Source organism: Zobellia roscoffensis, assembly GCF_015330165.1.
GTDB classification, from domain to species: Bacteria; Bacteroidota; Bacteroidia; order Flavobacteriales; family Flavobacteriaceae; genus Zobellia; species Zobellia roscoffensis.
Genome location: NZ_JADDXT010000002.1, coordinates 4,147,794 through 4,172,130 on the forward strand (window position 1 = coordinate 4,147,794; position 24,337 = coordinate 4,172,130).

The following is a 24,337-nucleotide window of genomic DNA, read 5'->3' on the forward strand; positions in this document are numbered from 1 at the left end:
GTGCTACGCGTTTAGTTGTGGAATATCATTCAAAAAAGAGATGTTGCCAACTTCCGCAACTACTGCATCTTCTACTAATAAATCAATTAACTTATCATATTGCTCTGCATAGGCATGCAACTTTTTATCTTCTATCTTATGTGTATTCATAACTGCAAAAGGAGGTAAATACCGCATACCGCATAGATTAGCTGTTTGCTGAAATGGTCGTAAAAAATCATTTATAGCATAGCAATTGGTGCCGTTTTCGCAATACATAGCCTTAGAGCCTCCTGTAGTTATCACGTTTAGCCATTTTTTATCTAACAGTGCATTTCCTGCAGGGCCGTACGCCCAACCAAACTCCAACACCATATCTATCCACTGCTTCATTAGAGGAGGACAGCTATACCAATAAAATGGATGGTGAAAAATAATGATATCATGCGCCTCCATCAATTCTTTTTCAGCATCTACATCTACATTAAAATCAGGGTAACGCTCATACAAATCATGAAATGTTACCCCAACTTTATCCTTTATTTTATCTGCTAAAATGGAATTAGCCCTAGATTTTTCAAACTTAGGGTGAGAAAATAAAACTAATATATTCTTCATAACGCAAATTTAGCTGAAACTACAATGCAAAGAATCATTGTTATTTTCTTTTTATACAGTAATCATCCGTATTTTTCTTTAGAACTTATTCTATTCTAAAGTGATGGTATCACTTAATGCAATGAGTTCTTCAATCTTTCTTGAATTATAAGCATCCGGATGTGCTTGCGAATACCCACCTTTATCATTGTCAAAATAAGATGCTGTTTTAGCTTTATCGGTCATACTTAAATCGTATAGAACATCTACCCCTTTTTCAGCGGGAGACCAATGCTGGCCGTATGCTTCATGTGCCATTTTGGTATTTAATAATGAACCTGGGTTTACGGCTACAACAAGAATATTTGGTTCTTTTGCGGCTAAATCAAAACTCCACATGGTTAAGGCTAATTTGCTTTGGGCGTAGGCCTCATTAGTACCTAAATATGTTTTTCCTTCCAAAGCAAGCAATGAAACCGGTGACTGTGCTGCTGAACTCAAATTCACTACCCGCGGAGCATCAGCCTTTTTTAATAAAGATAGAACGGTATTTGTAAGTTGATACGGTGCCAAGTAATTTACTGCCAAACGAATATCAATTCCCGAAGGAATACTATCCACCTTACTGGTTAAAATACCTGCATTATTTACTAAAACATCAATTTTTGGCATAGTTTCAATGACATCAGCAGCCATCTTTTTAACATCCGCCAAATCTGAAAAATCCGCTAAAAAACCAATTATATTTTCGTTATTGGATTGCTCTTTTATTGCTGTTACAGTAGCTTTTAACTTAGTTTCGGTTCTACCGTGAACACCAACAAAATGACCTTCTTTCGCCAAACGTAATGCTAGTAATTTTCCTATTCCGTCTGTGCTTCCTGTAATTAATATATATTTCATTTTAATAAACTTTTGAATATTTTAAATGGAATTTTGGCAGAATATTTTCTGCCAAAATTCTGATTCCTGTTCTTTTTAAAACGGTGCAATGGTATCTTTAGGACCATCTGGCAAACTCCAGCGCTGGCGTGCAGTAATGTCTTCTGACGAAACAACTTTGGATGCAGCGTTATTGCCACCACCATAGCTGCTTGTACCACCTCGTGGTATTTGCATTCGGTCTCCATATAGCCATACTACCAAGTTACTCCGTTGTCCGCTGGTGATTGGGTGCGTAGCATGTGGTACTTTTCCGGTATGAATTATTGCTTTACCTGGTTCAAAGATAGTCTGAACAACTTTTCTTGTGGATGTATCATGAAAATCAACTTGTGAACCTGTAAATTCTTCATCAGGTAAGTTAATGTTGATATTTAAGGTTGCAGCCGAGGCATCCGTATGTGCGTGTAAATCTTTATCCTTATCTGGATTATACTGAATAGAGAAACCAAAGGTTTGGTTATCGTAACCATAAGTACCTAGTAACAAGCGTGCAATTGGACGCATGTAACGATCCATCATTTCATTATAAAATGCCTGAAAATTAGGAGCTGCAAGATGACCTTCCGATCGTGGATCCAACATCATACCATAGCGATTCAACTGAATACCGTAAGGTGCGCGTTTCGGTATTTTTGAGTTAACCACATCTTCCAAATAACTGCGGAATTCTGCTAAACGTTCAACATCAAAAAACTGTGCAACATAAACACCAGGAATAATTTCTTCCCACAAATCGGCAACGGCAGATTCTTTTTCTGGATTTTCCCAAGCATCGTTAATAGCTTGTCGTAATCGTGGGTCAAGTAAGGTTTCATCAGGAACCAGTAAATTGTCTTTATTTTCAGTTTCCCATTCTGCCCAAGCAGCTTCTAACAATTTACGGTTGTCATTCCAAAATTGAGAAACGGATGGTTCTCGTCTTAATGAAGCTTCTCGTGTAGGAACTTCTAGTGCAAGAGCTTGTTCAAGTGCATTTGTATTTGTTATTGTTTTCATGATTTTTATTTTTTAAAAGTTGTATAACTGCTTTTGTTCTTGTTATTTAATACAAAGTTAAGGACCAACACCGGTTGGCGTTTGGTAACAAAAATGGAAGTTTAGGTAAAAAACAAGGTTGACTTTCTAAAAATGAAAAATGCCTCTAAAAAAGAGGCATTCATCACTATTAGTCAGACATAAGGATACATTGGAAATCCCTATTATTTTTAGTTTTCTACTACTATTTTACCAATAGCTTTACCACTTTGTAAATGTGCGTAAGCATCACCAACTTGTTCTAAAGAAAAGCTGTTTTCATCTACAATTGGAGTTAAGTGTCCTTCGTTAGAAATTTCTGCTAAACGCTCTAATACATTACCGTGCACGTCTCTTTTAAAATTATGTAACATTGGTATTAACATAAATACTACGTGTAATGTAGCACCTTTAAAGTGTAACGGTGTTAAATCTAACTCACATAATGATACTGTTGTAGAAATGTGTCCGTTTAAGGCAACCGCTTCAATAGAATTGGTTAGGTTTGGACCTCCAACCGTATCAAAAACCACATCAAAACCACCATCGGTATATTTTGCTGTGTAATCTGCTACCTTTTCAGTTTTAAAATCAATAAAGGTTGCACCAAATTTTTCTACAATTGCTTTTTGGTTTTCTCCTGTTCCTGTAGCAAAAACTTCTGCTCCAAAATACTTAGCCAGTTGTACCGCTAAGTGACCAACACCACCAGAACCACCGTGTACCAATACTTTTTGACCCGCTTTTACGCCTGCTCTAGTTAAACCTTCGTAAGCTGTAATAGCTACTAAAGGTAAGGCTGCAGTTTCACGCATTGTTAATCCTTTTGGTTTGTGAGCCACAAGGTTGCTATCTGCTACAATGTATTCTGCTAATGTACCTGGTAAATCTGCAAGTCCGCCTGCACAACCATAAACTTCATCACCTACATTAAAACCTTCTACGCCTTCTCCAACAGCTTCAATTACTCCGGAAAAATCCATACCTAATAAAGCTGGAGTAGCAGGAGACAATGGTAAATCCGTCCCCATATTTTTAATCATCATATCAATAGTATTGACACTAGATGCCACTATTTTTACTAAAACGTGATTTGCGGTAACTTCTGGTTTCGCTATTTCGGAAACTTCAAAATTTGCATTTTCTCCGTAACTGTTTAATAACATTGCTTTCATATCAATCTCTGTTTTTATTTAATTATAATTCTTGTTTTATTAATTTACTTCTTGAATATCCATTACCATTTGCTCCCAATTCTTTTGGTTATTATGGTCAAACTGGGCGCCGTTATCATCTGCATATTGGAAACGTTTAACGGCTGGAGTTTTACTTGTTGCTTGAAACAATTGGTATGCTTCTTCTTTTAAAGCTTCTTTAATAGGTAAGTCTATAGAAGTATGTACAGCACGTTTACTAGCAGCAATAGACTCTGCAGGAAATTTAGAGATACGTTGTGCTAGAGTATCTACATAAGGTCCTATTTCATCAGCATCTAAAGCTTTGTTTATGGTGCCAAATTTTTCGGCTTCATCTGCATCCCAATCCTTGGCACTTAAAATAAGTTCTAATGCTTTTCCTAAACCTGTTTGTCTTGCCATACGTGAAGCTCCGCCACCACAAGGCAGAATACCCATGCCTACTTCCATCTGCATGAACTTGGCTTTTCCTCTTGCTGCAAAACGCATATCTAAAGCCAATGCCATTTCGTGTCCGCCACCACGAGCAAAACCTTCAATTTTTGCTATAGTCGCTTGTGGTACATTGCTTAATCTTTCTAAGATTAATTGTAAATCAAACAACTCCACTTCGTTTCTTGGTACCGCTTCTGTAGATAAATCTTTTAACAAGTTGGTATCATAATGACATACCCAGTACCCAGGATTTGAAGATTCAAAAACGACTACTTTTACACTTCTATCGCGTTCTAATCGTAAACAAAGGCTGCTTAAATCTGCTAGCATTTCTTGTCCTTGTACGTTTACTGGTCCAAAGTTGATATCAACTGTTAAAATTCCTCCTGTTTGTTTTGCCGTAAATGTTTGAAAATTCTTGTAGTCCATAGTATTAAGTTTTTGGTTGATATTTATTCTGTAATAATTACAGTACAAAGGTATCTTGGACATACACTTTTAAAAGGGTAAAAAACAAAGGGCTTCTGGTAAAAAAAAAGGTTAATGGTATTTTTTTAGGTAAACAAACTATAGAATACCCTAAAACCATCGATTATGAAAATCGATGACAGCAGTTATAAAAAACTATTCCATTGAAAAATTATGCAGAAATACTAGCCTTGTAAGCTCCAATGGTCATTCCCTTATAGCTTTGAAAGGTTTTGTTAAGGTGACTAGAATCTGTAAAACCAAGCTCCATTGCAATTTCAGAAAACTGCAAATCCGTATATTTCAATCTTGTTTCTACCAGCTTCAATTTGTAGTTAAGAATGTACTTTTTTAAAGAAACATCCGTATGCTTTTTAAAATACTCACTAATATAATTATCCGCCATATGAAACTCCTCTGCCAAGTTTTTGGTGGTTAATAATTCTGGGTTGTAAATATTAGCATGAAGATAATTTATGATTTGTTGAATTTTAGACGATTCTACAAGCTTGGTCGTCATATCAGCATTTAAAAACTGAATATTACGTGCAACAAGATGAAGAATTACAGAAAGTGAATTTTGAATGATAAACAAATCGTATGATTTCTTTTTATCGTTTTCCGCTGCCACCATTTTTATCAGTGATATTAGGTGTATTTTATCCGATTCCGTTTCAAAACGCATTTCACGCAATTGATGACTTTCACTATTTAGAATTCCTTCAATTTTACGAAACCAATCGTTCACCGGAAGATTTGCATTTTGCTGAGCATCTCCCCTAAAAAAACTTTTCAAAAATTTAATAGCCGTGGTTGTGGTTGCAGTCTCTGGATTCACTATATAAATATCGTCGGGAACAAAAACGAAAATACTGTTAGCCGAATAATTTACGGTATGCCCATTAATCTTAATAGTTCCTTCACCTTTTTCAAAATATACAATTTCAAAAAACCGAATGGTAGTATATTTACAAAATTCAAAAAAAGTTTGATCTTTATATTGGGCAATAACAATATTATCAATAATGGTTCGCGCCATATTTGGTAGTTTAATGGTTAACTGTTAGTTTGATAACACTCTTTTAGTAAGATACTAAAAAGCCTCTAAATCGTTAAATTCACATTGAAATTCATTAAAGCAAACCCCTTCTATAACTGGCTTACATCTATAAAAGCAAAAAGGTTTGATTACTACAATTTCACCTTATTTCAACCAGTATTAGATAAACCAAAAAACAATCTAATTTCTTAATTATCGCACTTGGTTAATCTTCTGGCGGATGCCCGTGAATTTGCTCAAAAACGGCATCAAAGTTTTCTCGAAGATAGACATTAAGCTTTTTTTGGTAATCCATTTTCAGCCAACTGATAAAATTATAGGTGCTTTTACTTATACACTTGCCATACACTTGTATTCTATTATCTATGTCCTCTTTAAGTAATTTTGCCAACGCAAGGGCATCATACACGTCTTCACTGTTTTCTATACAGATATAGGCATGCTGTTCAATGGATTTTTCCAATACCACTTTGGAAGATTCTCCGGAAAAGGTCGCTTCCTTATATATAGCTTTAATATCCAAGTAAGTGTCCTTAGATTTTGAAAATTCTGACCGAATATCATCGGCAAGTTCATGTTTAAAAGAACCTTCAATATCTTCATCATCCTTAATACGGTCTATGAAGAAATTAGGAGATTTAAAAATTGCTTCCCAGTCTAAGTCCGCTCCCCAAGGGCCAAAACGATAGATATTATTACCAAGGTCTATAACGGTAAATTTAGACTTGTTGTTCAACACACGAGAACCCCTACCTATCATTTGGTAGTACAAGGTTAATGATTTTGTGGCCCTGTTTAGAATAATGGTATCTATTGTGGGTTCATCAAAACCAGTGGTCAAAATACTTACGGATGTTAGTATCGCGTCCGGAGTTTCATGAAACCACGTTAGTATTTGTTTTCGTTGTTTTTTGGTAGCGGTATTATCCAAATGCATAATAGGAAACCCCGCACTCCTAAAGGTGTGGTATACCTGTATTGAAGTTTCAATACCATTATTGAATATTAGTGTTTTTTTACCCTTGGAATGCACGGTATAAGCTTCCAATAATTTGTTCAGCATAGATGGGCTAGTATACAAGTCCGCTGAGGATTTAACCGTATAATCCCCATTGGAACCTACCTCCAATGAAGTCAGCCCCATATCATACTGAAAAGTTTCAGCTCTGGCCAGAAAATCATTTTCAATTAGGTTTTCTATAGATTCCCCAGGTATCAACTCATCATAGTTGCTGTTCATGGGCAACTCCTTATTGGAGCTTAAGGGCGTAGCGGTAACACCAAGAATAAAAGAATTTTCGAAAAACTTGAACAGTTTTGTAAAGGAATTATAATGAGCCTCATCCACAATGACCAGGCCAACATCCGAAATATCCAATATACCATCGTTAAGCCTATTATTTAGTGTTTCTACCATGGCAACATAACAGTTGTAACGTTCATGGTCATCTAAATTGGCTTTGCTGTTGACTACTTTATTGACCACTCCAAAACTGGTGAGCATTTTAGAAGTCTGGTTACAGAGTTCTACACGGTGTGTCATTACCAAAACCTTTTTCGAGTGATTTTTAAGGTATTGCCGGACCATTTCAGAGAAAATTACGGTCTTTCCACCACCAGTAGGTAATTGATATAATAGGTGGTAATCTTCTCTTTCATTATCGAACTTTTCAAATATGCGCTGAATGGCACCTTGCTGGTAGCTGTAAAGTTCTTTTTCAGTCTTCTTTTCTTGTAGTTCAAATTGAGTCTCTTGCATGATATCATTTTCTGTAGCATGCAAAGGTAAAACCTTCAATATATAATTACTAATATATTGAAGGGCTTTCCGAAACAATTCACCGCCGTTTTTATAAATGATATCGATTATCTGATATTCATCGTACTAATCTTACAAAGTCTACCGCTTAAAAATTGAATACTTCAGTTTGCTTTACAAATTCAAGAAAGCGTTAAAATGAAAAAGCCACATTAGGAAAAGTGGCTTTTTGAATTATCCTAATATATTTTATCACGTTTTATCTAAATGAAACACCTTTTACAACAGGCTTAAACCTGAAAATATAAAATGGTTTAGTTGCAACACTTTTACCTTCATTAAAAGGAGCTCCCCTATTTACTTGTGCTGCCGATACATACATATAACCATCTACGTGGTTGTAACTAACACCATCTGGCCAAACCATATTTTTGTCTTGAACCATTGTTTTTACGCTACGGTCTTTAGCTAGAACTACAGCAACACTTTTGGTTTCTAAAGCAGTTAAATATAAATTGCCTTCATTATCAATAGACATACCGCCATTGTTTGGTTTGTCTGAGTAGGTTTCAATTTTGATATCTAAATCGGCATCCGTGAAATCTTCATTAACTAAATCCAACGTTTTAATTCGGTAGATTTTTGGTCCGTTTAACGATCCGTAATAGATGTATTCAAAATTAGCATCGGCAGTAATTCCGTCATTACCAATCAACAAATCTTTTCCATTTACTGCCAGATGCTTACCATTTATAACCGTTGGGGTATTTTCTGGTTTTGTAGTACGTGTACCCTCCAAAACCCGACGTGTTTTTCCCGTTTTCATATCTACGATGATAAAAGCTGCCTTGCTTCCATCTCCTCCATTACCTATACCCTCATCTGCTATAATAAAAAAGCCGTGTTTGGTATCAACCACCATATCATTGGGTTGGCTAATTGAAGGCACACTTGACTCTGGTAAGTAATATATACGTTCTAATTTATTGGTTTTTGTATTCCAACCTACAATTTTTGGCGTAACATTATTACGCTGCGCCATATCTATCATCCAGATAACACCATTTTCATCATTACGGATTCCGAGAACATTGCTTAAGTAATTATCATCGGTTTCTCGTGGTGTATTCCATTCCAAGTTGGGAAAAGGCGAAGTTGTGTTCGCCTTTTTATCAAACTTCACGACTCTTATTTCTGGAGAAAAAAATGGATGATGACTGTATACTAATTCACCATCATTGGTAAAAGCAATATTTCCCACCGCTTGATCTACCGTACCATATGTTTCTACTTCGGAAACGGTGTTTTGTCCTTGCAAAGCCATAACTGAAGTAACTAAACTTAATATGATACTTATCTTTTTCATCATTACTTCACTTCAAAATCACCGTTACTTCTAATATAAATCACCGTTTCTTTAGTTGTTGAAATGATAGAGGTTGCGTTTTCTTCTGTACCAAAATATGAAGGAGCTTCTAATTCATTTTTATCCTCTTTTTTAGAAAACTGATGTGATATTCCTCCAGAAATAACAACTGCTCTAAAATTAGGACTCAAATTTTTGATTTTTCCACTGAAGCCTGCTGGTAACCTTAAAAGTGTTGCACGCAATTGATTTTCCCCGTGGCTTCCCCATAAAAAGGCAGTTTCAACATTACTTTTTGCAGAAACCCATTCTATATCGTTGGCATTTAACCAAACCATATTGCTTTTATCAACATTAATTGGTCTTTCGCCATTATCAAAAGCTTCTGAAGTTGGTTGTACTAAATACGGTCCTTCTTGAATATCTAAAAAAGCCATATTCTCGTTATCGTCAGCAGCTGTAATATGTGCTTCTCCTGCTGGTTGCTGCCAATAAGAACCTGCTGGCAACCACTGTTTTTCTGCTTTTTCATCGTCATTGTGTAATAATCCTTGTATTACAACACCTCTATAAGTAATGTTGTGAATGTGTGGAGGCGATGAAAATCCTTTATTAAATTTCACTAAAAATCCTGCAGGTTCATTTTTTGTACGATCTCCCCAAAGTTTTCCTGCAGCGGGACTCTTATCGCCTCGAAGTGGATTCAACCACCCCCATTCTACATTGTCCGCCGTTACCACCTCATTTACAGATTTGGCAGGATCCGTTGTTGGTGTTTGTGCACTTGCATATGCCGTTGTTGCTATCGCTAATGCAAGTAGTATTGTTTTTTTCATTTTGATATATTTTATATATGTATTATTAATAAGTATTGCTGATGCAAATTTTATTCACTTTTCTTTAAATAATCTGGTAATTCTTTGCTTAACCAATCTTGGCGAACAGGAACGTGAACATCTAAATCCACCGTTTTTTCCAATGCCCAAAATTCGTGTGGTACATTTTCTGGGAAAACAATTACTTCTCCGCCAGAAACAATTACAAATTCCTCTTTGCCATCAATTATAGTCTTGATTTTTACCTTACCAGACATAATGTATGTTATCTGCTCGTTAGGGTGTTTGTGCCAAGGAATATGTGCTTCTTTTTCCAAGTCAAAAATGGTCATTTGCCCTTTTTCACCGTGAAACCATTTTCTTTTAATGCCTTCACCTATGGACTCAGATTCCATTTCATCAAAATTGAAATGTTGTACTTTTGAAGTGGCTACAGAATCTATGGTATTTACTTGAGCATTTGCCGTAGTACTTATAAATAATGCTGTTATAGCTACTGCTGCAAGTGTAATTTTAATTTTCATTATAATATATTTTTTGGCTCATTACACTTAAAATCCTTCTAAAACAATTTTACCTTTTGCTTTACCCGTTTCTAAAAAAGCGTGCGCTCTTCTAAGGTTTTCAGCGTTTATAGTTCCGAAATTTTCGCCTAGCGTGGTTCTAATGGTACCGTTGTCGATTAATTCAGAAGCTTTGTTCAATATATTATGCTGCTCAATCATATCTTCGGTCTGAAACATAGAGCGTGTAAACATTAACTCTATATGCGTAGAAACCGCTTTACCTTTAAAAGGCATTACATTTAGCGATTTTGGGTCATCTATTAATCCGAATTTCCCTTGAGGTTTTATCAGTTTAGCAATTTCATCTACGTGGTGTTCCGTAGCATTTAAGCTTACTACGTACTCTGGAGCCGGTAAATTGTATTTCTCGAACTCTTCGCTCAACTTGTTTCTGTGGTTAATAACCGTATCTGCACCTAATTCTTTTAACCAAGATGTGGTTTCTTCGCGAGAAGCCGTACCTATAATGTTCAACTTCGTCAGTTTTTTAGCCAATTGCACCAAAATAGAACCTACACCACCAGCGGCACCAATAACCAAAATAGATTTGTTGGCATCGTCTTTAGATACCTCTAATCGATCAAACAACATTTCGTAGGCTGTAAGTGTGGTTAATGGTAATGCAGCAGCTTCAGCATAAGATAAGCTTTGAGGTTTTTTACCAACAATACGCTCATCTACAATTTGATATTCTGCATAACTACCTTGGCGCGTAAAATCGCCTGCATACCAAACTTCATCTCCAATATTAAAAAGAGTCACATCTTCACCAATTGCCGTAACTATTCCGGTAGCATCCCATCCAATAACTTTCCAGCTGTCACCTTCTGCGGGCATTCCTGCACGTACCTTATAATCTGCCGGATTTACAGAAATAGCTTTTATTTCAACTAAAATATCTCTTCCCGTAGCTTTTGGAGTTTCCAATTCTACATCTTGTAAAGATTTTGTATTGTCAATTGGAAGATTCTCTTTGTATCCTATTGCTTTCATAATATTTCCTATTTCCAAGTTACAATGTCCTCTAATGGTCTTCTAGATTTTGGAAATTCTGGGTCTGCCTTTCTATGTCCAAATGCAGCCATAAAAGAAATTCCATATTTATCTGTATCTATTCCAAATTTATCTCTTAATAAAGCTTCCGTATCCTCTATATGGAAACCTTCAATAGGACAAGAATCGATACCTGTTAAGGCTGCGGCAGTCATCATATTACCTAGAGGAATGTAGGTTTGCTTTGATGACCAATCAAATAACTTCTTGTCTGAATCTAGATTAAAATCACGCTCTTGAAACTCTCGGTAAAACTTAGAGTATACTTCTACAACATCTTCGGGCATTTGTTTTACCTCTTTCATCATATGTTCAATATATGGCGCATCATGCTTTACCATAGGAGCTTTCATTGCCAGACCTAGAATAAAGTGACTAGCAGTATCTAATTTTACGGGAGCGCCCCAAGCTACTGGCTTTAAAAGCTCACGTAATTCTTTATCTTGTACAACGATAAAATGCCAAGGTTCAAAACCAAATGAACTTGGAGATAAATTTGCTGTTTTTAAAATGAAATTGATTTGCTCATCGGTTAATGTTTTTGACGCATCAAATTCTTTGGTAGCATGTCTGTAATTAAATGCGTTTAAAATATCTTCTTGTGCAATGTTTGGTGTATTCATTATTATGTCTTTTTATAATTGATAGTTTTATTGACGACAAAGATAATTGGAGAACACACCCTAAATAGTGTACAAAAAAAGGAGAATAAGGTATAAATGGAGGTTTTTAAGTGGCGAAATCTTAAAATATTGCCAAAACGAGCTTGTTACAGGTAAAATTACCGGTTTTTAATACATTAATTTAATGTTAAGCCTTTATAATTACAATTCTAATTGGTAAGCTCTGTCATTTTATAAGCAGAAACATTCTCAAGCTTATCTTTAGAAGCAAGTCTATAGGCCTCAATATGGTCACTTTGTGAATGCTTGGTCAAATAATCTTGATTCACCCATTTCTCGTGGAATAAAAACAGATTCGGGTTATCGTTATCTTGATGTAAGTCGTAAGCAATACAACCTTCTTCTCCTCTAGTGGGACTAATAAGTTTTAGCAATTCGGCTTTTATTTCTTCTCTAAATTCTTCTTTTACTAAAATGTGTACCACTAAGGTTAAATACGATTTTTTCATAAGATGCTTTAAATTGGTTCTAATGTTAGAACTATAAAAGTAAAGATTGATGCCGGATAAATTAACCGATCCACCTAAAGGTTAGGTTAATTCTTGGGGAAATCTGTTTTGTGGTCTTCGGTATTTTATGTTTCCAGTTTTCTTGGGTGGCGCCTTGCATCAATAAAAGACTGCCATTTGCTAATGGGATATCTACACGTTTTAAATCTGTTCTTGATACATGTTTTAATTGAAAGGGCCTAGTAGCACCAAAAGTTACTGAAGCAATAACCGTATTTTTTCGTTGAGCTCCCTTATAATCTTGATGCCAGTCTACACTATCTTTTCCGTCACGGTAATAATTAAGTAAACAGCGTGTAAATTTTATATCTACCTCCTGCTCTATTCGTTTCTTTATAAAAAGTAAATCATCATTCCAAACATGCATTTTACTTTTTGTATTTGTGTATTGAATGTCTTTGCTAATATCACCAAACCAAGCCGTCAACCTAGGGTAATCCACAAGTTTGCCGTGTATGGTAATCTGTTCTTGTTGCCAAGGTGTATTTTCAAGTAAGCTAGCATACAAGTTGTTGCTTTCTTCTAAACTGAAGAAATTCTCAAATAAAGTAACATCAGCACCTGGTAAATCAAAAGTAGTTTTACGAACTTCTTCCGTTGAAAATAAATTGGTTTGATTAAATAAATACATTTGTATTTTCTTCCATTTTAATATGTAATCATTTGTCGGGAACTCAGGCTAAAACTTACCAAAAACATAGGCATGTTATAACTGATTCTGAAATCATTTTTTTCTTTTTATTTTGGTGATTTACACATCACTAATGCTAAAGAAGATACTACTAATAAATTTTTCATTTTATAAAGAATAAAATTTGTTTTTAAATACAGAACAAAGATATGTCTGCTTTCGTCCTTTAACGAAGTATAGAAAAAGGATAATTATGTATTTTTAAAGGTTAAAATGAATATAAACCAGCACTGTGGTCGTACAAAATTGTATTTTAGCAGCCTAAATAGCCTATTATGCAGATACTAGAAGCACATAAACCTTTTGAAATACAAGAAATTGAATTGACAGACTGGAAACAACGCCCTGTTAAGAACAATTTTTTTGAGTTGGTCCTAATAAAAGAAGGCCAAGGTACGCAGTGTATAAACTATAATGACCACAACTACAGCAAGGGCAACATGTTTCTGCTTCCCCCTCTAAAGTGTCACTCATTTACCATAGAAAAGCCTACAAAATTTGTGTTCTTAAAATTCACTGATTCTTTTTTTAAAAATGAAAACCGTTCCATAACGGAAAAAAACGAATGGTTTAAGGAGGCATCCTATATACTATCCAATTACAATCAATTACCAGGGGACATTATTAAAAGCGATAGGGATAGAGAATATTTAAAAAAATTGACTTCTATGATATTACAAGAATCTAGAAGTTTTGGTAATGAATCTATAGCTTTAATCAAATCCTTAATGATTTCCGTCATGGAAATATTAATCAGAAATGTAAAAAAGGGAAGTTTTTACGAACTGCCAAAGAGTAATACAGATGATCGCATTATCAAAATGCTGACTTTTATTAACGAGAATATTGATAAACCGGAACAGTTAAAAGTTGAGAATTTAGCAGAGGTATTTATGATGTCTCCCACATATGTAAGTGAATTTTTCAAAAAACAAGTCAGTATATCTTTGAGGGAATATATAATTAAGGCAAAGCTGAAATTAGTAGAAATACGTTTATTAAATTCAGATTTTACGTTAACTCAAATTGCGGACGATTTAGGCTTTACTGATGTAAGTCACCTTTCTAAAACATTTAAACGCTATACAGGGGCTTCATTACGTGAATTCAAAAACAATGGTGAGTATATGCTACTAAAGCGTAATACAAACTGTGCGGCTACTACAGCTCAATTATAAAAAAGTAGTTTTTATTAGAAGATATTATCATCATTTCTATACACTCCATGTTTCCAAGCTATACTAGTACCCATACTTGGGTATTGGTTAGGATTTGGTTTTTCTCCCAATAGAAGCATGTCCAGTGCCGAGATAAGATCCGCTCCCGTGGCCGGCTGAATATTGGGTCTGGTCATATCAAACCTACCAGTGTAAGCGCATTCTAAATTATGATCAAAAACAAACAAATCCGGGTTGCTTTCCGCACCATAATTTAATGCAACATCTTGGTATTTGTCATAGAGATAAGGAAATGGATATTTATGATACTTAGCTACTTGGGCCATGATAAACGGAGTGTCTTCTGGATGTTGTTTTACATCATTACTACTAATTGCAACAAATTGCATTCCCAAAGCCTGGTATTTATTTGCAATTTCAACAAGCTTTGAGTTTATGTGTTTTACGAACAAGCAATGATTGCAAATAAAAATTATAATCGTTGCTTTATCAGACTTTAATTTCTCTAAAGACAATAACTCACCTGAAACCGTATCCGGCAACTTAAATTCCGGGGCCCTCTTTCCTAATTCCATTATGCTAGACAATACGAATGCCATGGTTATACATTTAGGGGACTAGGTGTCCATGAATATTTTTTTTGGATCACATATAACGTTCTACTCTCGTATGTTCAAGTTAGGTATAAATAAAGGGGATATATGTACTAATAGAGGTGTTTTTTAATTTTTTTTTGTATGCTATGCTATGATATTTGCTAATTAAGCACATATTTAATCTAAAAATTAGCAATGATACATTGTTTTGTGTATTTAAATCCTTTATTTGTACAATTTACAATTCCACACCCTCGAGAGGGTATGCTAATTTTTAAGGTGATAATGGAAAAAGTTGAAAAAAAATCATCATTTTAAGATATAAATGATCAAATAATCAGCTATTTCACTATTAATTCGGCTAGAAACTGAACGTATTTGTACAAAAAATTGTCTCAGATAATCTTACCAAATTACTTATCGCAAAAAAAAGTCAATCAGAAAAACCACCTTGTAATTACTCTAAAAACGAGGTCTATGGTTATCTGTGCTACCTATTTGATCGTATTTAAAAGACTGAATAATTTTGGATGTTCAACCTCTAGTTTAGGGTTCCAAATCATAGTTAATCTAGCTTTTTGGGGAGTGTCTTTTAGCTCATAAAAATCAATTGGCAAATGAAGACCGCGAAGAGATGAAATGGGTTCTAACGAAACCCCCATACCTGCTTCAATCAATCTTATACTTGTGCTCACAGAATCGGTTTCATGAACTACATTAGGTATAAAACCAGCACTTGTACAAATAGATTCTATAATATTTACATAGTTTGGGCCATCTGTTTTTGAAGGGAAGATAAACGGTTCTTTTGCAAATGTAGAGAAACCGTTAACGTGTAATCTATTCATATCAAAACCCCTTGGAACTAAAACCGCATAATTATCTATATGCAAAACTTTGCTCTTTAATCCTACAGGCACTAACGGATTGGTTGCAAAGCCTATATCTAATTCTCCAGATTGTAAACGTATGTATTGATCTCGGTTATTGAGTTCTTTTAGTATAGTCTTAATATTAGGCAAGTTTTTACGTATATCAACCAGTATTTCAGGAAGGATTGACTGCATGACGGAGTGTGTAAAACCAATTTTCAATTCCCCCGCCTCCCCTTTATGTACTTGATGGGTTCGCTTAATTATAAAATCATACTGAAGCAAGAGTTTCTCCATCTCTGGGATAAAATAACTTCCTGCATGGGTCAATTCCACATTACGTTTATTCCTCCTAAACAAAGGTGCCTCAATAGCCTCTTCAAGTTGTTTTATTTTTCGGCTCAATGCTGGTTGCACAATATGCAACGCTTCTGCCGTTTTTGTAAAATTCAATTTTTTTGAAAGCAGTACGGCGCTTCTTATATGCTGTAAATCCATTTCAGTAATACGTATTTGTTATTAGTTTATCAAAATTAAGCATTTATATATATAACTATAGATATCTAGATTTGTGGTGGGTAGGATGATGCAGACCCCAAAACATATTGACTATGACAACGAACGAAAGACTTTCAAAAGTTTACGATGCAGAACAGTTTAGATTTATAGGAAAAGAACTAATCGATGTTTTAGCAAATCATTTGAATGATTTACAGCATCAAAAAGAAAAGACAGTATACCCTAATAATTCTCCTGAGGAAGAACTGCACTTTTGGCAAAATGATTTAGAGGAAAAGGCAAATCCAATAGCAACTCTTACTACGCTCCTTAACCGTTCACAACAAACGCAACACCCTAAATATATGGGGCACCAAACAGCCGTTCCAGCTCCTATTTCAGCACTCACGAGCCTCGTTACAAATTTAATTAATAACAGCACAGGGGTGTATGAAATGGGGCCTGCATCAAATGCAATGGAACGGGTAATAACAGACTTTACCGCCAAGAAAGTAGGGTATGATATATTTTCTTCCGGAATTATGACTTCTGGCGGAAGCCTTGCCAATTTAACAGCGCTATTAGCGGCTAGAAAAGACAAAGCGCCTAATAATGTATGGGAAGAAGGTCACAATGAAAAATTAGCCGTTTTGGTTTCTGAAGAAGCTCATTATTGTATTGAAAGAGCTGCTAAGATTATAGGTTTGGGAGATAAAGGCATTATTAAGGTTCCCGTAGATTCCAATTTTAAAATCCGTACAGACTTATTACCCCAGTATCTAGAAAAAGCTAAAGCGGACGGCCTACATGTATTCTGCGTTATTGGCTGCGCAGGTTCTACTGCTACAGGCTCATATGACAACCTTAATGCCTTGGCAGAATTTAGCAAAGCTCATAACCTTTGGCTACATGTAGATGGTGCGCATGGCGGTGCCGTGGTATTTTCTAAAAAATACAAGAGTCTGACAAGGGGAATGGAAAAAGCAGATTCTGTTGTTATTGATTTTCACAAAATGCTTATGACACCAGTGCTCAGCACGGCTCTATTATTTAAAGAAGGAAACAAAGTTTACAGAACTTTTGCGCAACGAGCACAATATCTATGGGATTCTCCAGAAACGGAAGAATGGTACAATTCTGCAAAAAGAACCTTTGAATGCAGCAAACCCTTTTTATCTGCCCAAGTTTACCTTATCCTAAAAACCCATGGCACAGATATATTTGAAAAAAATGTAAATCAGCTATATGATTCGGCAAAATTGATGGCTCAATTAGTAAAAAATAAACCTGAATTTGAATTAACACATGAACCAGAGTCTAATATTGTAAACTTCAGATATGTGCCCCACAAAAAAATGAGTCTTAATAAATTGAACATATTGAACGCTGATATTAGAAGAAGATTGGTAGCTTCAGGAAGTTTCTACATTGTACAAACTACAATTGCGGATCAGCTTACTTTACGTTGTTCAGTAATGAATCCTTTAACTTCTAGAAAAGACTTTATAGAGCTCCTAAATGAAATTGAAAAGCAAGCAGTTTCTATTTTAGATGCTGCCCCAATGCTTATTTAAAAAAGGAATTTTACTCGATAATCGAGATTAAATGCTCCGAGGCTTGCCTCGAAATCCAGATGTATTCTTTTTAATGCCTCGCAGGCTTGTCCCGAGGTAGTTTACTTATAACGGCAAGTACATCTTAAAAATAGCATAATGATCAGGTTTACCAACGGCTATGATTTTTCCTTGGTGATTTTCTACAATGCGCTTAACAATAGAAAGCCCTATTCCAGTAGACTTATCGTTCTCTTTGGTTTTAAGACGTTGGAAAATATCAAATATTTTTTCGCTGTATTGCTGATCAAACCCTATTCCGTTGTCTTTTACCAAAATTTCGCAATACATTACATTGTCCTCTAAACCTTGAACGCCAAACGTTTGACCCAAACCCTTTTTATTACTTATTTCAATTAAAAGGGGCCTTTTGGTACTTTTAAAGTTTAAGCTATTCGTAAAAAGGTTATAAAAAAGCTGTTCCATTTGTATGGGAACCACTCTCAACGTACATAAATCATCTATGTTTATGATGGTGTTAGTTTTCTCTATTTTCTTAGTTAACCTATCTTTTGCCCGTTCTACAAGAACCTTTAAATCTTGTTCTTTAAAACTTTTAGGTTTAAACTCCGTCTCTGAATAGGTCAAAAGGTCATTGAGAATATTGCGCATTCTAGTGGCTGCCTTTTTTATGGATTTAAAGTATTTTTTACCCTTATCCGAAAGATTTTGTTCTTCCTTCTTTTCAATGGTACTGGTCAGAATCTGAATTTTTCGAAGTGGCTCCTGCAAATCATGACTTGAAATAAAATCATAGGCAGCAAGCTCAATATCTTTCTTTTTTATGGCTGTATCCTGCTTTCGCATAGTTTCAAGGGCATCTAAATGAAATGCAATCAATTCCGTAAACATTGAAAACATATCAATTATTTGTGGGGTATTAACCTTATTGGGTTTAAGGTCCAGCGCACAAAGAGTACCAAAAAACTCACCGTTCTTTCGCATAATAGGTACAGAAATATAACTCTGGAAACCATATTGTGCAGGTATAGGGTGGTTATGGTATACTTCATCTTTTTCAACATGATCTATAACCACCAACTGATCACTTTCCCGCACCTGTTTACAAAAGGTGGTTTGTATGTCCAGTTCGTCTCCTACAGAAAGTCCAAAAGGAATAACATCTAAAACGCCACAGGTTACCCAGGTATCTTCTGTTACCCTTGCAATAGCAGCAAAACCCATGCCTGTAGCCCTGCAAACCACATCTAGAATGGTTGGCACTATATTAATAGATTGAATATCTTTTATATCTTTCTGCAATGCGTCTATTATTTCCATCTACCTATATCTTCTAAAATGATTTTTTTCTCTTCACCGTTTAACGTTATGCTGCATATTACAGCTGTTAAGCGGTCTTAGAATTAAAATCTGCTTACACCAATAATACGATTTTTGTTTCTATTTTATTTCGAAGAAAGCTGTTTTTGGTAAGAAATTATGCTTTACACAAGATTACCCTTACATGAAGTTTATGTTTAAGAAAGAAATTAGATAGTTTTGCAGCTTGAAAACTGCTTACTTCATGAAACTTCCATTATCCTTAGGTATAACGTTACTTTTTATTTCTAATGCTAGTGCCCAATTGGTAAATATTGAGTCTAAACGTATGCAAAAAGATTCGGTACGTTTTGCCCTTAAAAGCGATTTGCTTTTTAATTACACTGATAACAATGGCGCCTATATTTTACAAATTGGTTCCAACATTACTACCCAATTAAAATCTAAAGACCTTAAGAAAATTTTCTTCTTTATCGGAAATTACAACCTCATTAGAAGTAAAGACGAAGACTTCCAGAATTCGTATTTCTTTCATTTACGTTATAACCATAAAATAACGGATTTCTTTAGACTCGAAGGTTTTATACAAAATCAGAACAACACTCTTCTCACCATATCCAATAGAAATCTGGCAGGTGCCGGTATTCGCTTAAAATTGATTTCCGAAGACAATGCAAAAGTCTATTTTGGAAATGCATATATGTATGAAATAGAAAAACAAGTAGATTCTGAAGAACGCTTTTATAACCACAGGAACAGTAGCTACCTATCTGCCACCTATTCATTTCCTAAAACGCGATTAGATTTTACCGGCACCGTATACTATCAGCCTTTATATCGCTATATGGCAAACCATAGAATATTGAGTCAGCTTAAGGCCGAAATGCCCCTAACGGACCATCTCAGCGTTTCTGCACTTTATAATTATTTCTATAGTAGCTTTTCAACTTCTACCGAAAGTGACCGTTCGTCCAACTTAAAACTAGGGCTTACGTTTTCCCTCTAAAAAAAAAAGAAAATTAGGCCAATAAAGCCTTGCTCATAGCCTCGCCAATTTCAAGAAGGTTCCTACGCTCTTCTTCCGTAAAATCATAAGGTACAGGTTTGGCAATACCCAATGTTCCGTATAGCTTTCCGTCTAGCAACATAGGCACTGCAATAGAGCCTTCTACTTTGGTTTCCTTAGCTGCAGGACGAGCCACTCCTGAATCATCTGTTTGTAGGTTACACATTTCAACCGCCTCTTTACGTTCAGCGGCAATACCTGCCATTCCTTTACCAATAGGAATAGTAGATAACTTTGGGATTAAAAAAGGAGGGATTCCCTTATGAGCTTGTATCTGTAGTAATTCAGTTTCTTGGTCCAAAAAATGAAGAGTTCCCGTAGTACAATCAAAACAGGCAATAACGTTCTCCAGCACTCGTTGCCAATCTACAGTAGTAGCATTCAAATCTGATAAAATAACTTCTACGGTTGATCCTTCCTTCTCACTCATAATTTATGTTTTTGATAAATAGGTAAAATTTTTTTTAGAAACTTCTTGCTTTCACGGTAGCACTTGAACACAAATTTACTAAAGTATTCCATAGTTACTCCCACCCTGATTCAACTGAAAAACTAAACCTTTGTTAAAAAAGAATGAACGTTCATTTTTATATATACCTTTGTACCAGAATTAGAAATCATGGCAGAATTAACAAAGAGTCAAATTAAGAGAAGAGCATTGGTTAAGGCCACAATAGAGTTGGTAAACAACAGTGGCTTTCACGCAGCTCCTATGTCGAAAATAGCTAAGATAGCTAACGTATCGCCTGCAACTATTTATCTCTATTTTGAGAACAAACAGGATTTGGTGAACAAAGTATATATAGAAGTGAAGGCATCTTTTACGGAATATGCATTCGCTACTTACGATCCAAATATGGAAGTCGCCGAAGGTTTTGAAGTTATATGGAAGCGTATTGCAGACTTTAAGCTTAAAGAATGTGAAGAGGCTATGTTTTTAGCACAGTGCGATAATACACCTATGATTGACGAACAAAGCAGAGAGGAAGGCATTAAGCATTTACAGCCTTTGTTGGACTTGTGGGAGCGTGGTAAAAAGGAAGGTAAGATAAAGCCACTATCGGATTATATATTATACGCCTACGCCATCAACCCGTTATCTTTTTTAATGATCACACAAAAAAGAGGGCGCTTTCAGTTAAATGAAGATCACCTAGAGGAAGCTTACCAGTCTGCTTGGAACAGTATAAAAATATAAACACAATTATTTTAAATATTATATACAAATGGAATTACTTGATAAATTAAATTGGAGATACGCTACTAAAGCAATGAACGGCGAAACCGTACCACAGGAAAAAGTGGACCGTATTTTAGAAGCTGCGCGCCTTGCCCCTACTTCTAGCGGATTGCAGCCTTTTGAAATTATAGTGGTGACCAATCAAGAATTAAAGGAAAAAATTAAGCCTGTAGCTTGGAACCAGTCTGTTGTTACAGATTCTTCTCACTTATTAGTTTTCGCGGCTTGGGACAACTATACTGAAGAACGTATTAATAAAATGTTTGACCTGACCAATGAAATTCGTGGTTTTAAAAATGAAGGTTGGGAAAACTACAGACAACAATTATTGGGAATGTACCCACAGCGTGACCCACAAGTAAACTTTGAGCATGCCGCTAGACAAGCATACATAGCATTTGCCGAAGCCCTTACCGCTGCCGCTTTTGAGGGTGTAGATTCTACGCCAATGGAAGGTTTTGATCCAGATGCAGTAGACGAAATTCTTGGCCTAAGAGCAAAAGGTTTGCGTAGCTGTGTATTGTTGCCAATTGGCTACAGAAAAACAGAAGAGGATTGGTTGGCAAATTTGGTTAAAGTGAGAAAAAGCACTGAAGACCTAGTAACCGTAATGGACTAATTACAAAAAGAAAATTACTATGAAAACTATATTATTAAAGAATAGACCTAAAGGAAGACCATCAGTCTCTGATTTTGAATTTATAGAGAACGATTCGCCGTTAGAAATTAAAGATGGAGAATTGCTTTTAGAGACTGCATATGTTTCTGTAGATCCTTATTTAAGAGGAAAAATGAATGATGCTAAGTCCTACACTCCTCCTTTTGAATTAAACAAACCTGTTCATTCAGGTATGGTTGCAAAAGTTATAGCTTCTAAGCACACTGAGCATAAAGAAGGAGACTACCTTGCCGGGATGTTAGATTGGAGTACTCAACAGATTTCCAATGGTGAAGGTCTTACAAAAGTTGATGAGAATAAAGCGCCTTTAAGTACATATTTAGGAGTTTTGGGAATGACCGGTCTTACCGCTTATTTAGGCCTTACCGAGATTGGTAAGCCTAAAAAAGGCGAAACTTTAATAGTTTCTGGTGCTGCTGGCGCGGTGGGTAGTGTTGTTGGCCAAATTGGTAAAATATTGGGGCTTCATGTTATTGGTATTGCCGGTAGTGATGAAAAAGTAGAGTTACTAAAATCAAAATTCGGTTTTGATGAAGGCATTAATTACAATACTACGGAAGACATGACTGCGGCAATTGCCAAAGCTGCTCCAAACGGAGTTGATGTTTATTTTGATAACGTTGGTGGTCCTATCTCGGATGCGGTATTATTCAATATCAATCACTTTGCGAGAATGATTATCTGTGGTGCCATTTCGGTATATAACAATACTGAACTGCCCAAGAGTGTTAGCGTGCAACCCTTTCTGGTTAAAAACAGTGCGCTAATGCAAGGGTTTATCGTTTTTAATTATCAAGAAAAATATCCCGAAGCACTTAAACAATTATCAACTTGGTTGGCTGAAGATAAGTTGACTTATAGCGAAACTATTGTAGAAGGTTTTGAGAACATTCCACAGGCATTCATCGATTTATTCGATGGAAAAAATAAAGGAAAAATGGTCGTTAAGATTTAATGACTGCAAACAAAAAAAGAAAAAGCAATGAACAATTTTCAATTTAAAAATCCTACCAAAATTATATTTGGGAAAGATACGATAAAGAAAATAACAGAAGAAATACCTTCTGACGCTAAAGTATTACTGCTTTACGGTGGTGGAAGTATCAAAAAGAACGGTGTTTATGACCAAGTAAAATCTGCCTTAGCAAAAGCTGATGTAGTTGAGTTTGGAGGTATTCCTGCCAATCCGGAATATGCTGTTCTTATGGATGCCCTAAAGGTTATCAAGGAAGAGAATATTACCTATCTACTAGCTGTTGGTGGTGGTTCGGTTATTGACGGAACTAAATTTTTATCGGCTGCTGCGGTTTATGAAGGTGATGAGCCATGGGACTTTGTAAAAAAGAGAGAGCCTATGACCAAAGGAATGCCTTTTGGAACGGTTTTAACATTACCGGCTACAGGTTCTGAAATGAACTCTGGAACCGTAATTTCCAGAAAAGAAACCCAAGAGAAATTAGCTTTTGGTGGTCCTGCACTATTCCCTCAATTTTCAGTTCTTGACCCGCAAGTAATTACATCTATTCCTGAAAGACAACTGGTAAATGGTATTACAGATGCTTTTACCCATGTTCTTGAACAATATATGACGTATCCCGTAGGCGGACTTTTACAAGACCGTTTTGCTGAGAGCATTTTACAGACACTAATTGAGGTAGCTCCTAGAGTTATAAAAGACCCTAGTGATTATGAAGCTGCAGCAAACTTTATGTGGAGCTGTACTATGGCCCTAAACGGACTTATTCAACAAGGTGTTCCTGGTGATTGGGCCATTCATATGATGGGCCATGAGCTTACTGCTATGTACGGAATTGATCACGCAAGAACGTTGGCAGTAGTGGCACCAAGTCATTACAAGTATAATTTTGAAGCTAAAAAAGAAAAATTGGCTCAATATGCAGAACGTGTATGGAATGTAACCGAAGGAAGTGTTGATGATAAAGCGTATGCTGCTATTGAAAGAACGGAAGCTTTCTTTAAAGAGTTAGGTATCGATACCAAATTATCTGATTACACCTCTGATTATGAAGGTACAGCTGAAAAAATTGCCCAACGTTTTACCGATCGTGGTTGGAAAGGTCTTGGCGAGCGCCAAGCTTTAACGCCTCAGGATGCTGAGAAGATCGTAAAAATGGCATATTAATAATAATTCAAAAA

Annotated in this window: 25 protein-coding genes; 7 read left to right on the forward strand and 18 right to left on the reverse strand. The window is 35.7% G+C overall.

The window, feature by feature from the left end; all coding sequences use genetic code 11:
- Window positions 1-3: 3 nt before the first annotated feature.
- The 14 genes from kefF to IWC72_RS16830 all read right to left on the reverse strand — a co-directional run bounded on the left by kefF (window position 4) and on the right by IWC72_RS16830 (window position 13,097).
- Window positions 4-597, reverse strand: coding sequence for a glutathione-regulated potassium-efflux system oxidoreductase KefF (kefF, locus tag IWC72_RS16765; RefSeq protein WP_194530567.1), 594 nt, complete (start codon window positions 595-597; stop codon window positions 4-6).
- A gap of 90 nt (window positions 598-687) precedes the next feature.
- Window positions 688-1,479: an SDR family NAD(P)-dependent oxidoreductase gene (locus tag IWC72_RS16770; RefSeq protein ID WP_194530568.1), complete on the reverse strand. Its 792-nt coding sequence runs from the start codon at window positions 1,477-1,479 to the stop codon at window positions 688-690.
- Between the two features lie 75 nt (window positions 1,480-1,554).
- Window positions 1,555-2,517: a 2OG-Fe(II) oxygenase gene (locus IWC72_RS16775; protein ID WP_194530569.1), complete on the reverse strand. Its 963-nt coding sequence runs from the start codon at window positions 2,515-2,517 to the stop codon at window positions 1,555-1,557.
- Window positions 2,518-2,726: 209 nt separating this feature from the next.
- Entirely contained in the window at window positions 2,727-3,710 is a 984-nt protein-coding gene (locus IWC72_RS16780; protein WP_194530570.1) for a zinc-dependent alcohol dehydrogenase family protein, read from the reverse strand.
- Window positions 3,711-3,749: 39 nt separating this feature from the next.
- Window positions 3,750-4,595 carry an enoyl-CoA hydratase/isomerase family protein gene (locus IWC72_RS16785; protein WP_194530571.1) on the reverse strand — a complete coding sequence of 282 codons (846 nt, stop codon included), beginning with the start codon at window positions 4,593-4,595 and terminating at the stop codon, window positions 3,750-3,752.
- Window positions 4,596-4,806: 211 nt separating this feature from the next.
- Window positions 4,807-5,673 (reverse strand): AraC family transcriptional regulator, encoded by an 867-nt coding sequence (locus IWC72_RS16790; protein ID WP_194530572.1) that lies wholly within the window; start codon window positions 5,671-5,673, stop codon window positions 4,807-4,809.
- Between the two features lie 226 nt (window positions 5,674-5,899).
- Complete coding sequence (locus IWC72_RS16795) at window positions 5,900-7,453, reverse strand: DEAD/DEAH box helicase (protein WP_194530573.1); 1,554 nt, start codon at window positions 7,451-7,453, stop codon at window positions 5,900-5,902.
- Window positions 7,454-7,712: 259 nt separating this feature from the next.
- Window positions 7,713-8,822: an L-dopachrome tautomerase-related protein gene (locus IWC72_RS16800; protein ID WP_194530574.1), complete on the reverse strand. Its 1,110-nt coding sequence runs from the start codon at window positions 8,820-8,822 to the stop codon at window positions 7,713-7,715.
- A complete protein-coding gene (locus IWC72_RS16805) occupies window positions 8,822-9,655 on the reverse strand; it encodes a DUF4437 domain-containing protein (protein ID WP_194530575.1) in 834 nt (277 codons plus the stop codon). The genes IWC72_RS16800 and IWC72_RS16805 overlap by 1 nt, the downstream gene beginning before the upstream one ends.
- A gap of 50 nt (window positions 9,656-9,705) precedes the next feature.
- The gene (locus tag IWC72_RS16810; RefSeq protein ID WP_194530576.1) at window positions 9,706-10,179 is read right to left on the reverse strand and encodes a cupin domain-containing protein; all 474 of its coding nucleotides are present in this window, start codon (window positions 10,177-10,179) and stop codon (window positions 9,706-9,708) included.
- A gap of 27 nt (window positions 10,180-10,206) precedes the next feature.
- On the reverse strand, window positions 10,207-11,214 hold the full coding sequence (locus IWC72_RS16815; RefSeq protein ID WP_194530577.1) for a zinc-binding alcohol dehydrogenase family protein: 1,008 nt from the start codon (window positions 11,212-11,214) through the stop codon (window positions 10,207-10,209).
- An 8-nt stretch (window positions 11,215-11,222) separates the two neighbouring features.
- Window positions 11,223-11,897, reverse strand: a complete 675-nt coding sequence (locus IWC72_RS16820; RefSeq protein ID WP_194530578.1) for an NAD(P)H-dependent oxidoreductase — start codon at window positions 11,895-11,897, stop codon at window positions 11,223-11,225.
- A 209-nt stretch (window positions 11,898-12,106) separates the two neighbouring features.
- Window positions 12,107-12,406, reverse strand: coding sequence for a putative quinol monooxygenase (locus IWC72_RS16825; protein WP_194527342.1), 300 nt, complete (start codon window positions 12,404-12,406; stop codon window positions 12,107-12,109).
- Between the two features lie 61 nt (window positions 12,407-12,467).
- Window positions 12,468-13,097 (reverse strand): alpha-ketoglutarate-dependent dioxygenase AlkB family protein, encoded by a 630-nt coding sequence (locus tag IWC72_RS16830; RefSeq protein WP_194530579.1) that lies wholly within the window; start codon window positions 13,095-13,097, stop codon window positions 12,468-12,470.
- 335 nt (window positions 13,098-13,432) lie between these two features.
- On the opposite strand from IWC72_RS16830, the gene IWC72_RS16835 reads away from it, so the two are divergent.
- A complete protein-coding gene (locus tag IWC72_RS16835) occupies window positions 13,433-14,335 on the forward strand; it encodes an AraC family transcriptional regulator (protein WP_194530580.1) in 903 nt (300 codons plus the stop codon).
- Between the two features lie 14 nt (window positions 14,336-14,349).
- Here IWC72_RS16835 and IWC72_RS16840 read toward each other — a convergent pair whose 3' ends face one another.
- Together IWC72_RS16840 and IWC72_RS16845 are read right to left on the reverse strand one after the other, a co-directional pair.
- A complete protein-coding gene (locus IWC72_RS16840) occupies window positions 14,350-14,934 on the reverse strand; it encodes a thioredoxin family protein (RefSeq protein ID WP_194530581.1) in 585 nt (194 codons plus the stop codon).
- Between the two features lie 491 nt (window positions 14,935-15,425).
- On the reverse strand, window positions 15,426-16,301 hold the full coding sequence (locus IWC72_RS16845) for a LysR substrate-binding domain-containing protein (protein ID WP_194530582.1): 876 nt from the start codon (window positions 16,299-16,301) through the stop codon (window positions 15,426-15,428).
- Between the two features lie 113 nt (window positions 16,302-16,414).
- Here IWC72_RS16845 and IWC72_RS16850 point away from each other — a divergent pair, with 113 nt between their 5' ends.
- Entirely contained in the window at window positions 16,415-17,875 is a 1,461-nt protein-coding gene (locus IWC72_RS16850) for a pyridoxal phosphate-dependent decarboxylase family protein (protein WP_194530583.1), read from the forward strand.
- A 105-nt stretch (window positions 17,876-17,980) separates the two neighbouring features.
- Here IWC72_RS16850 and IWC72_RS16855 read toward each other — a convergent pair whose 3' ends face one another.
- Entirely contained in the window at window positions 17,981-19,195 is a 1,215-nt protein-coding gene (locus tag IWC72_RS16855) for a GAF domain-containing sensor histidine kinase (protein ID WP_194530584.1), read from the reverse strand.
- Window positions 19,196-19,439: 244 nt separating this feature from the next.
- Between IWC72_RS16855 and IWC72_RS16860 the strand changes: the two genes are divergently transcribed.
- Window positions 19,440-20,201 carry a DUF481 domain-containing protein gene (locus IWC72_RS16860; protein WP_194530585.1) on the forward strand — a complete coding sequence of 254 codons (762 nt, stop codon included), beginning with the start codon at window positions 19,440-19,442 and terminating at the stop codon, window positions 20,199-20,201.
- A gap of 13 nt (window positions 20,202-20,214) precedes the next feature.
- Here IWC72_RS16860 and IWC72_RS16865 read toward each other — a convergent pair whose 3' ends face one another.
- Window positions 20,215-20,691, reverse strand: coding sequence for a GAF domain-containing protein (locus IWC72_RS16865; RefSeq protein WP_194530586.1), 477 nt, complete (start codon window positions 20,689-20,691; stop codon window positions 20,215-20,217).
- A gap of 189 nt (window positions 20,692-20,880) precedes the next feature.
- Between IWC72_RS16865 and IWC72_RS16870 the strand changes: the two genes are divergently transcribed.
- From IWC72_RS16870 to IWC72_RS16885, 4 genes are read left to right on the forward strand one after another with little or no spacing between them, the layout of a single operon-like run.
- Window positions 20,881-21,459 (forward strand): TetR/AcrR family transcriptional regulator, encoded by a 579-nt coding sequence (locus IWC72_RS16870; RefSeq protein ID WP_194530587.1) that lies wholly within the window; start codon window positions 20,881-20,883, stop codon window positions 21,457-21,459.
- Between the two features lie 28 nt (window positions 21,460-21,487).
- Window positions 21,488-22,120 carry a nitroreductase family protein gene (locus IWC72_RS16875; protein ID WP_155600826.1) on the forward strand — a complete coding sequence of 211 codons (633 nt, stop codon included), beginning with the start codon at window positions 21,488-21,490 and terminating at the stop codon, window positions 22,118-22,120.
- A 19-nt stretch (window positions 22,121-22,139) separates the two neighbouring features.
- Window positions 22,140-23,135: an NADP-dependent oxidoreductase gene (locus IWC72_RS16880; protein WP_194530588.1), complete on the forward strand. Its 996-nt coding sequence runs from the start codon at window positions 22,140-22,142 to the stop codon at window positions 23,133-23,135.
- Window positions 23,136-23,162: 27 nt separating this feature from the next.
- A complete protein-coding gene (locus IWC72_RS16885; protein ID WP_194530589.1) occupies window positions 23,163-24,323 on the forward strand; it encodes an iron-containing alcohol dehydrogenase in 1,161 nt (386 codons plus the stop codon).
- Window positions 24,324-24,337 lie beyond the last annotated feature (14 nt).

Excerpts from the sequence above, each read along its gene's own strand:
- kefF (WP_194530567.1), bottom strand. The coding sequence starts at position 597 with ATGAAGAATATATTAGTTTTATTTTCTCACCCTAAGTTTGAAAAATCT.
- IWC72_RS16770 (WP_194530568.1), bottom strand. The coding sequence starts at position 1,479 with ATGAAATATATATTAATTACAGGAAGCACAGACGGAATAGGAAAATTA.
- IWC72_RS16775 (WP_194530569.1), bottom strand. The coding sequence starts at position 2,517 with ATGAAAACAATAACAAATACAAATGCACTTGAACAAGCTCTTGCACTA.
- IWC72_RS16780 (WP_194530570.1), bottom strand. The coding sequence starts at position 3,710 with ATGAAAGCAATGTTATTAAACAGTTACGGAGAAAATGCAAATTTTGAA.
- IWC72_RS16785 (WP_194530571.1), bottom strand. The coding sequence starts at position 4,595 with ATGGACTACAAGAATTTTCAAACATTTACGGCAAAACAAACAGGAGGA.
- IWC72_RS16790 (WP_194530572.1), bottom strand. The coding sequence starts at position 5,673 with ATGGCGCGAACCATTATTGATAATATTGTTATTGCCCAATATAAAGAT.
- IWC72_RS16795 (WP_194530573.1), bottom strand. The coding sequence starts at position 7,453 with ATGCAAGAGACTCAATTTGAACTACAAGAAAAGAAGACTGAAAAAGAA.
- IWC72_RS16800 (WP_194530574.1), bottom strand. The coding sequence starts at position 8,822 with ATGATGAAAAAGATAAGTATCATATTAAGTTTAGTTACTTCAGTTATG.
- IWC72_RS16805 (WP_194530575.1), bottom strand. The coding sequence starts at position 9,655 with ATGAAAAAAACAATACTACTTGCATTAGCGATAGCAACAACGGCATAT.
- IWC72_RS16810 (WP_194530576.1), bottom strand. The coding sequence starts at position 10,179 with ATGAAAATTAAAATTACACTTGCAGCAGTAGCTATAACAGCATTATTT.
- IWC72_RS16815 (WP_194530577.1), bottom strand. The coding sequence starts at position 11,214 with ATGAAAGCAATAGGATACAAAGAGAATCTTCCAATTGACAATACAAAA.
- IWC72_RS16820 (WP_194530578.1), bottom strand. The coding sequence starts at position 11,897 with ATGAATACACCAAACATTGCACAAGAAGATATTTTAAACGCATTTAAT.
- IWC72_RS16825 (WP_194527342.1), bottom strand. The coding sequence starts at position 12,406 with ATGAAAAAATCGTATTTAACCTTAGTGGTACACATTTTAGTAAAAGAA.
- IWC72_RS16830 (WP_194530579.1), bottom strand. The coding sequence starts at position 13,097 with ATGTATTTATTTAATCAAACCAATTTATTTTCAACGGAAGAAGTTCGT.
- IWC72_RS16835 (WP_194530580.1), top strand. The coding sequence starts at position 13,433 with ATGCAGATACTAGAAGCACATAAACCTTTTGAAATACAAGAAATTGAA.
- IWC72_RS16840 (WP_194530581.1), bottom strand. The coding sequence starts at position 14,934 with ATGGCATTCGTATTGTCTAGCATAATGGAATTAGGAAAGAGGGCCCCG.
- IWC72_RS16845 (WP_194530582.1), bottom strand. The coding sequence starts at position 16,301 with ATGGATTTACAGCATATAAGAAGCGCCGTACTGCTTTCAAAAAAATTG.
- IWC72_RS16850 (WP_194530583.1), top strand. The coding sequence starts at position 16,415 with ATGACAACGAACGAAAGACTTTCAAAAGTTTACGATGCAGAACAGTTT.
- IWC72_RS16855 (WP_194530584.1), bottom strand. The coding sequence starts at position 19,195 with ATGGAAATAATAGACGCATTGCAGAAAGATATAAAAGATATTCAATCT.
- IWC72_RS16860 (WP_194530585.1), top strand. The coding sequence starts at position 19,440 with ATGAAACTTCCATTATCCTTAGGTATAACGTTACTTTTTATTTCTAAT.
- IWC72_RS16865 (WP_194530586.1), bottom strand. The coding sequence starts at position 20,691 with ATGAGTGAGAAGGAAGGATCAACCGTAGAAGTTATTTTATCAGATTTG.
- IWC72_RS16870 (WP_194530587.1), top strand. The coding sequence starts at position 20,881 with ATGGCAGAATTAACAAAGAGTCAAATTAAGAGAAGAGCATTGGTTAAG.
- IWC72_RS16875 (WP_155600826.1), top strand. The coding sequence starts at position 21,488 with ATGGAATTACTTGATAAATTAAATTGGAGATACGCTACTAAAGCAATG.
- IWC72_RS16880 (WP_194530588.1), top strand. The coding sequence starts at position 22,140 with ATGAAAACTATATTATTAAAGAATAGACCTAAAGGAAGACCATCAGTC.
- IWC72_RS16885 (WP_194530589.1), top strand. The coding sequence starts at position 23,163 with ATGAACAATTTTCAATTTAAAAATCCTACCAAAATTATATTTGGGAAA.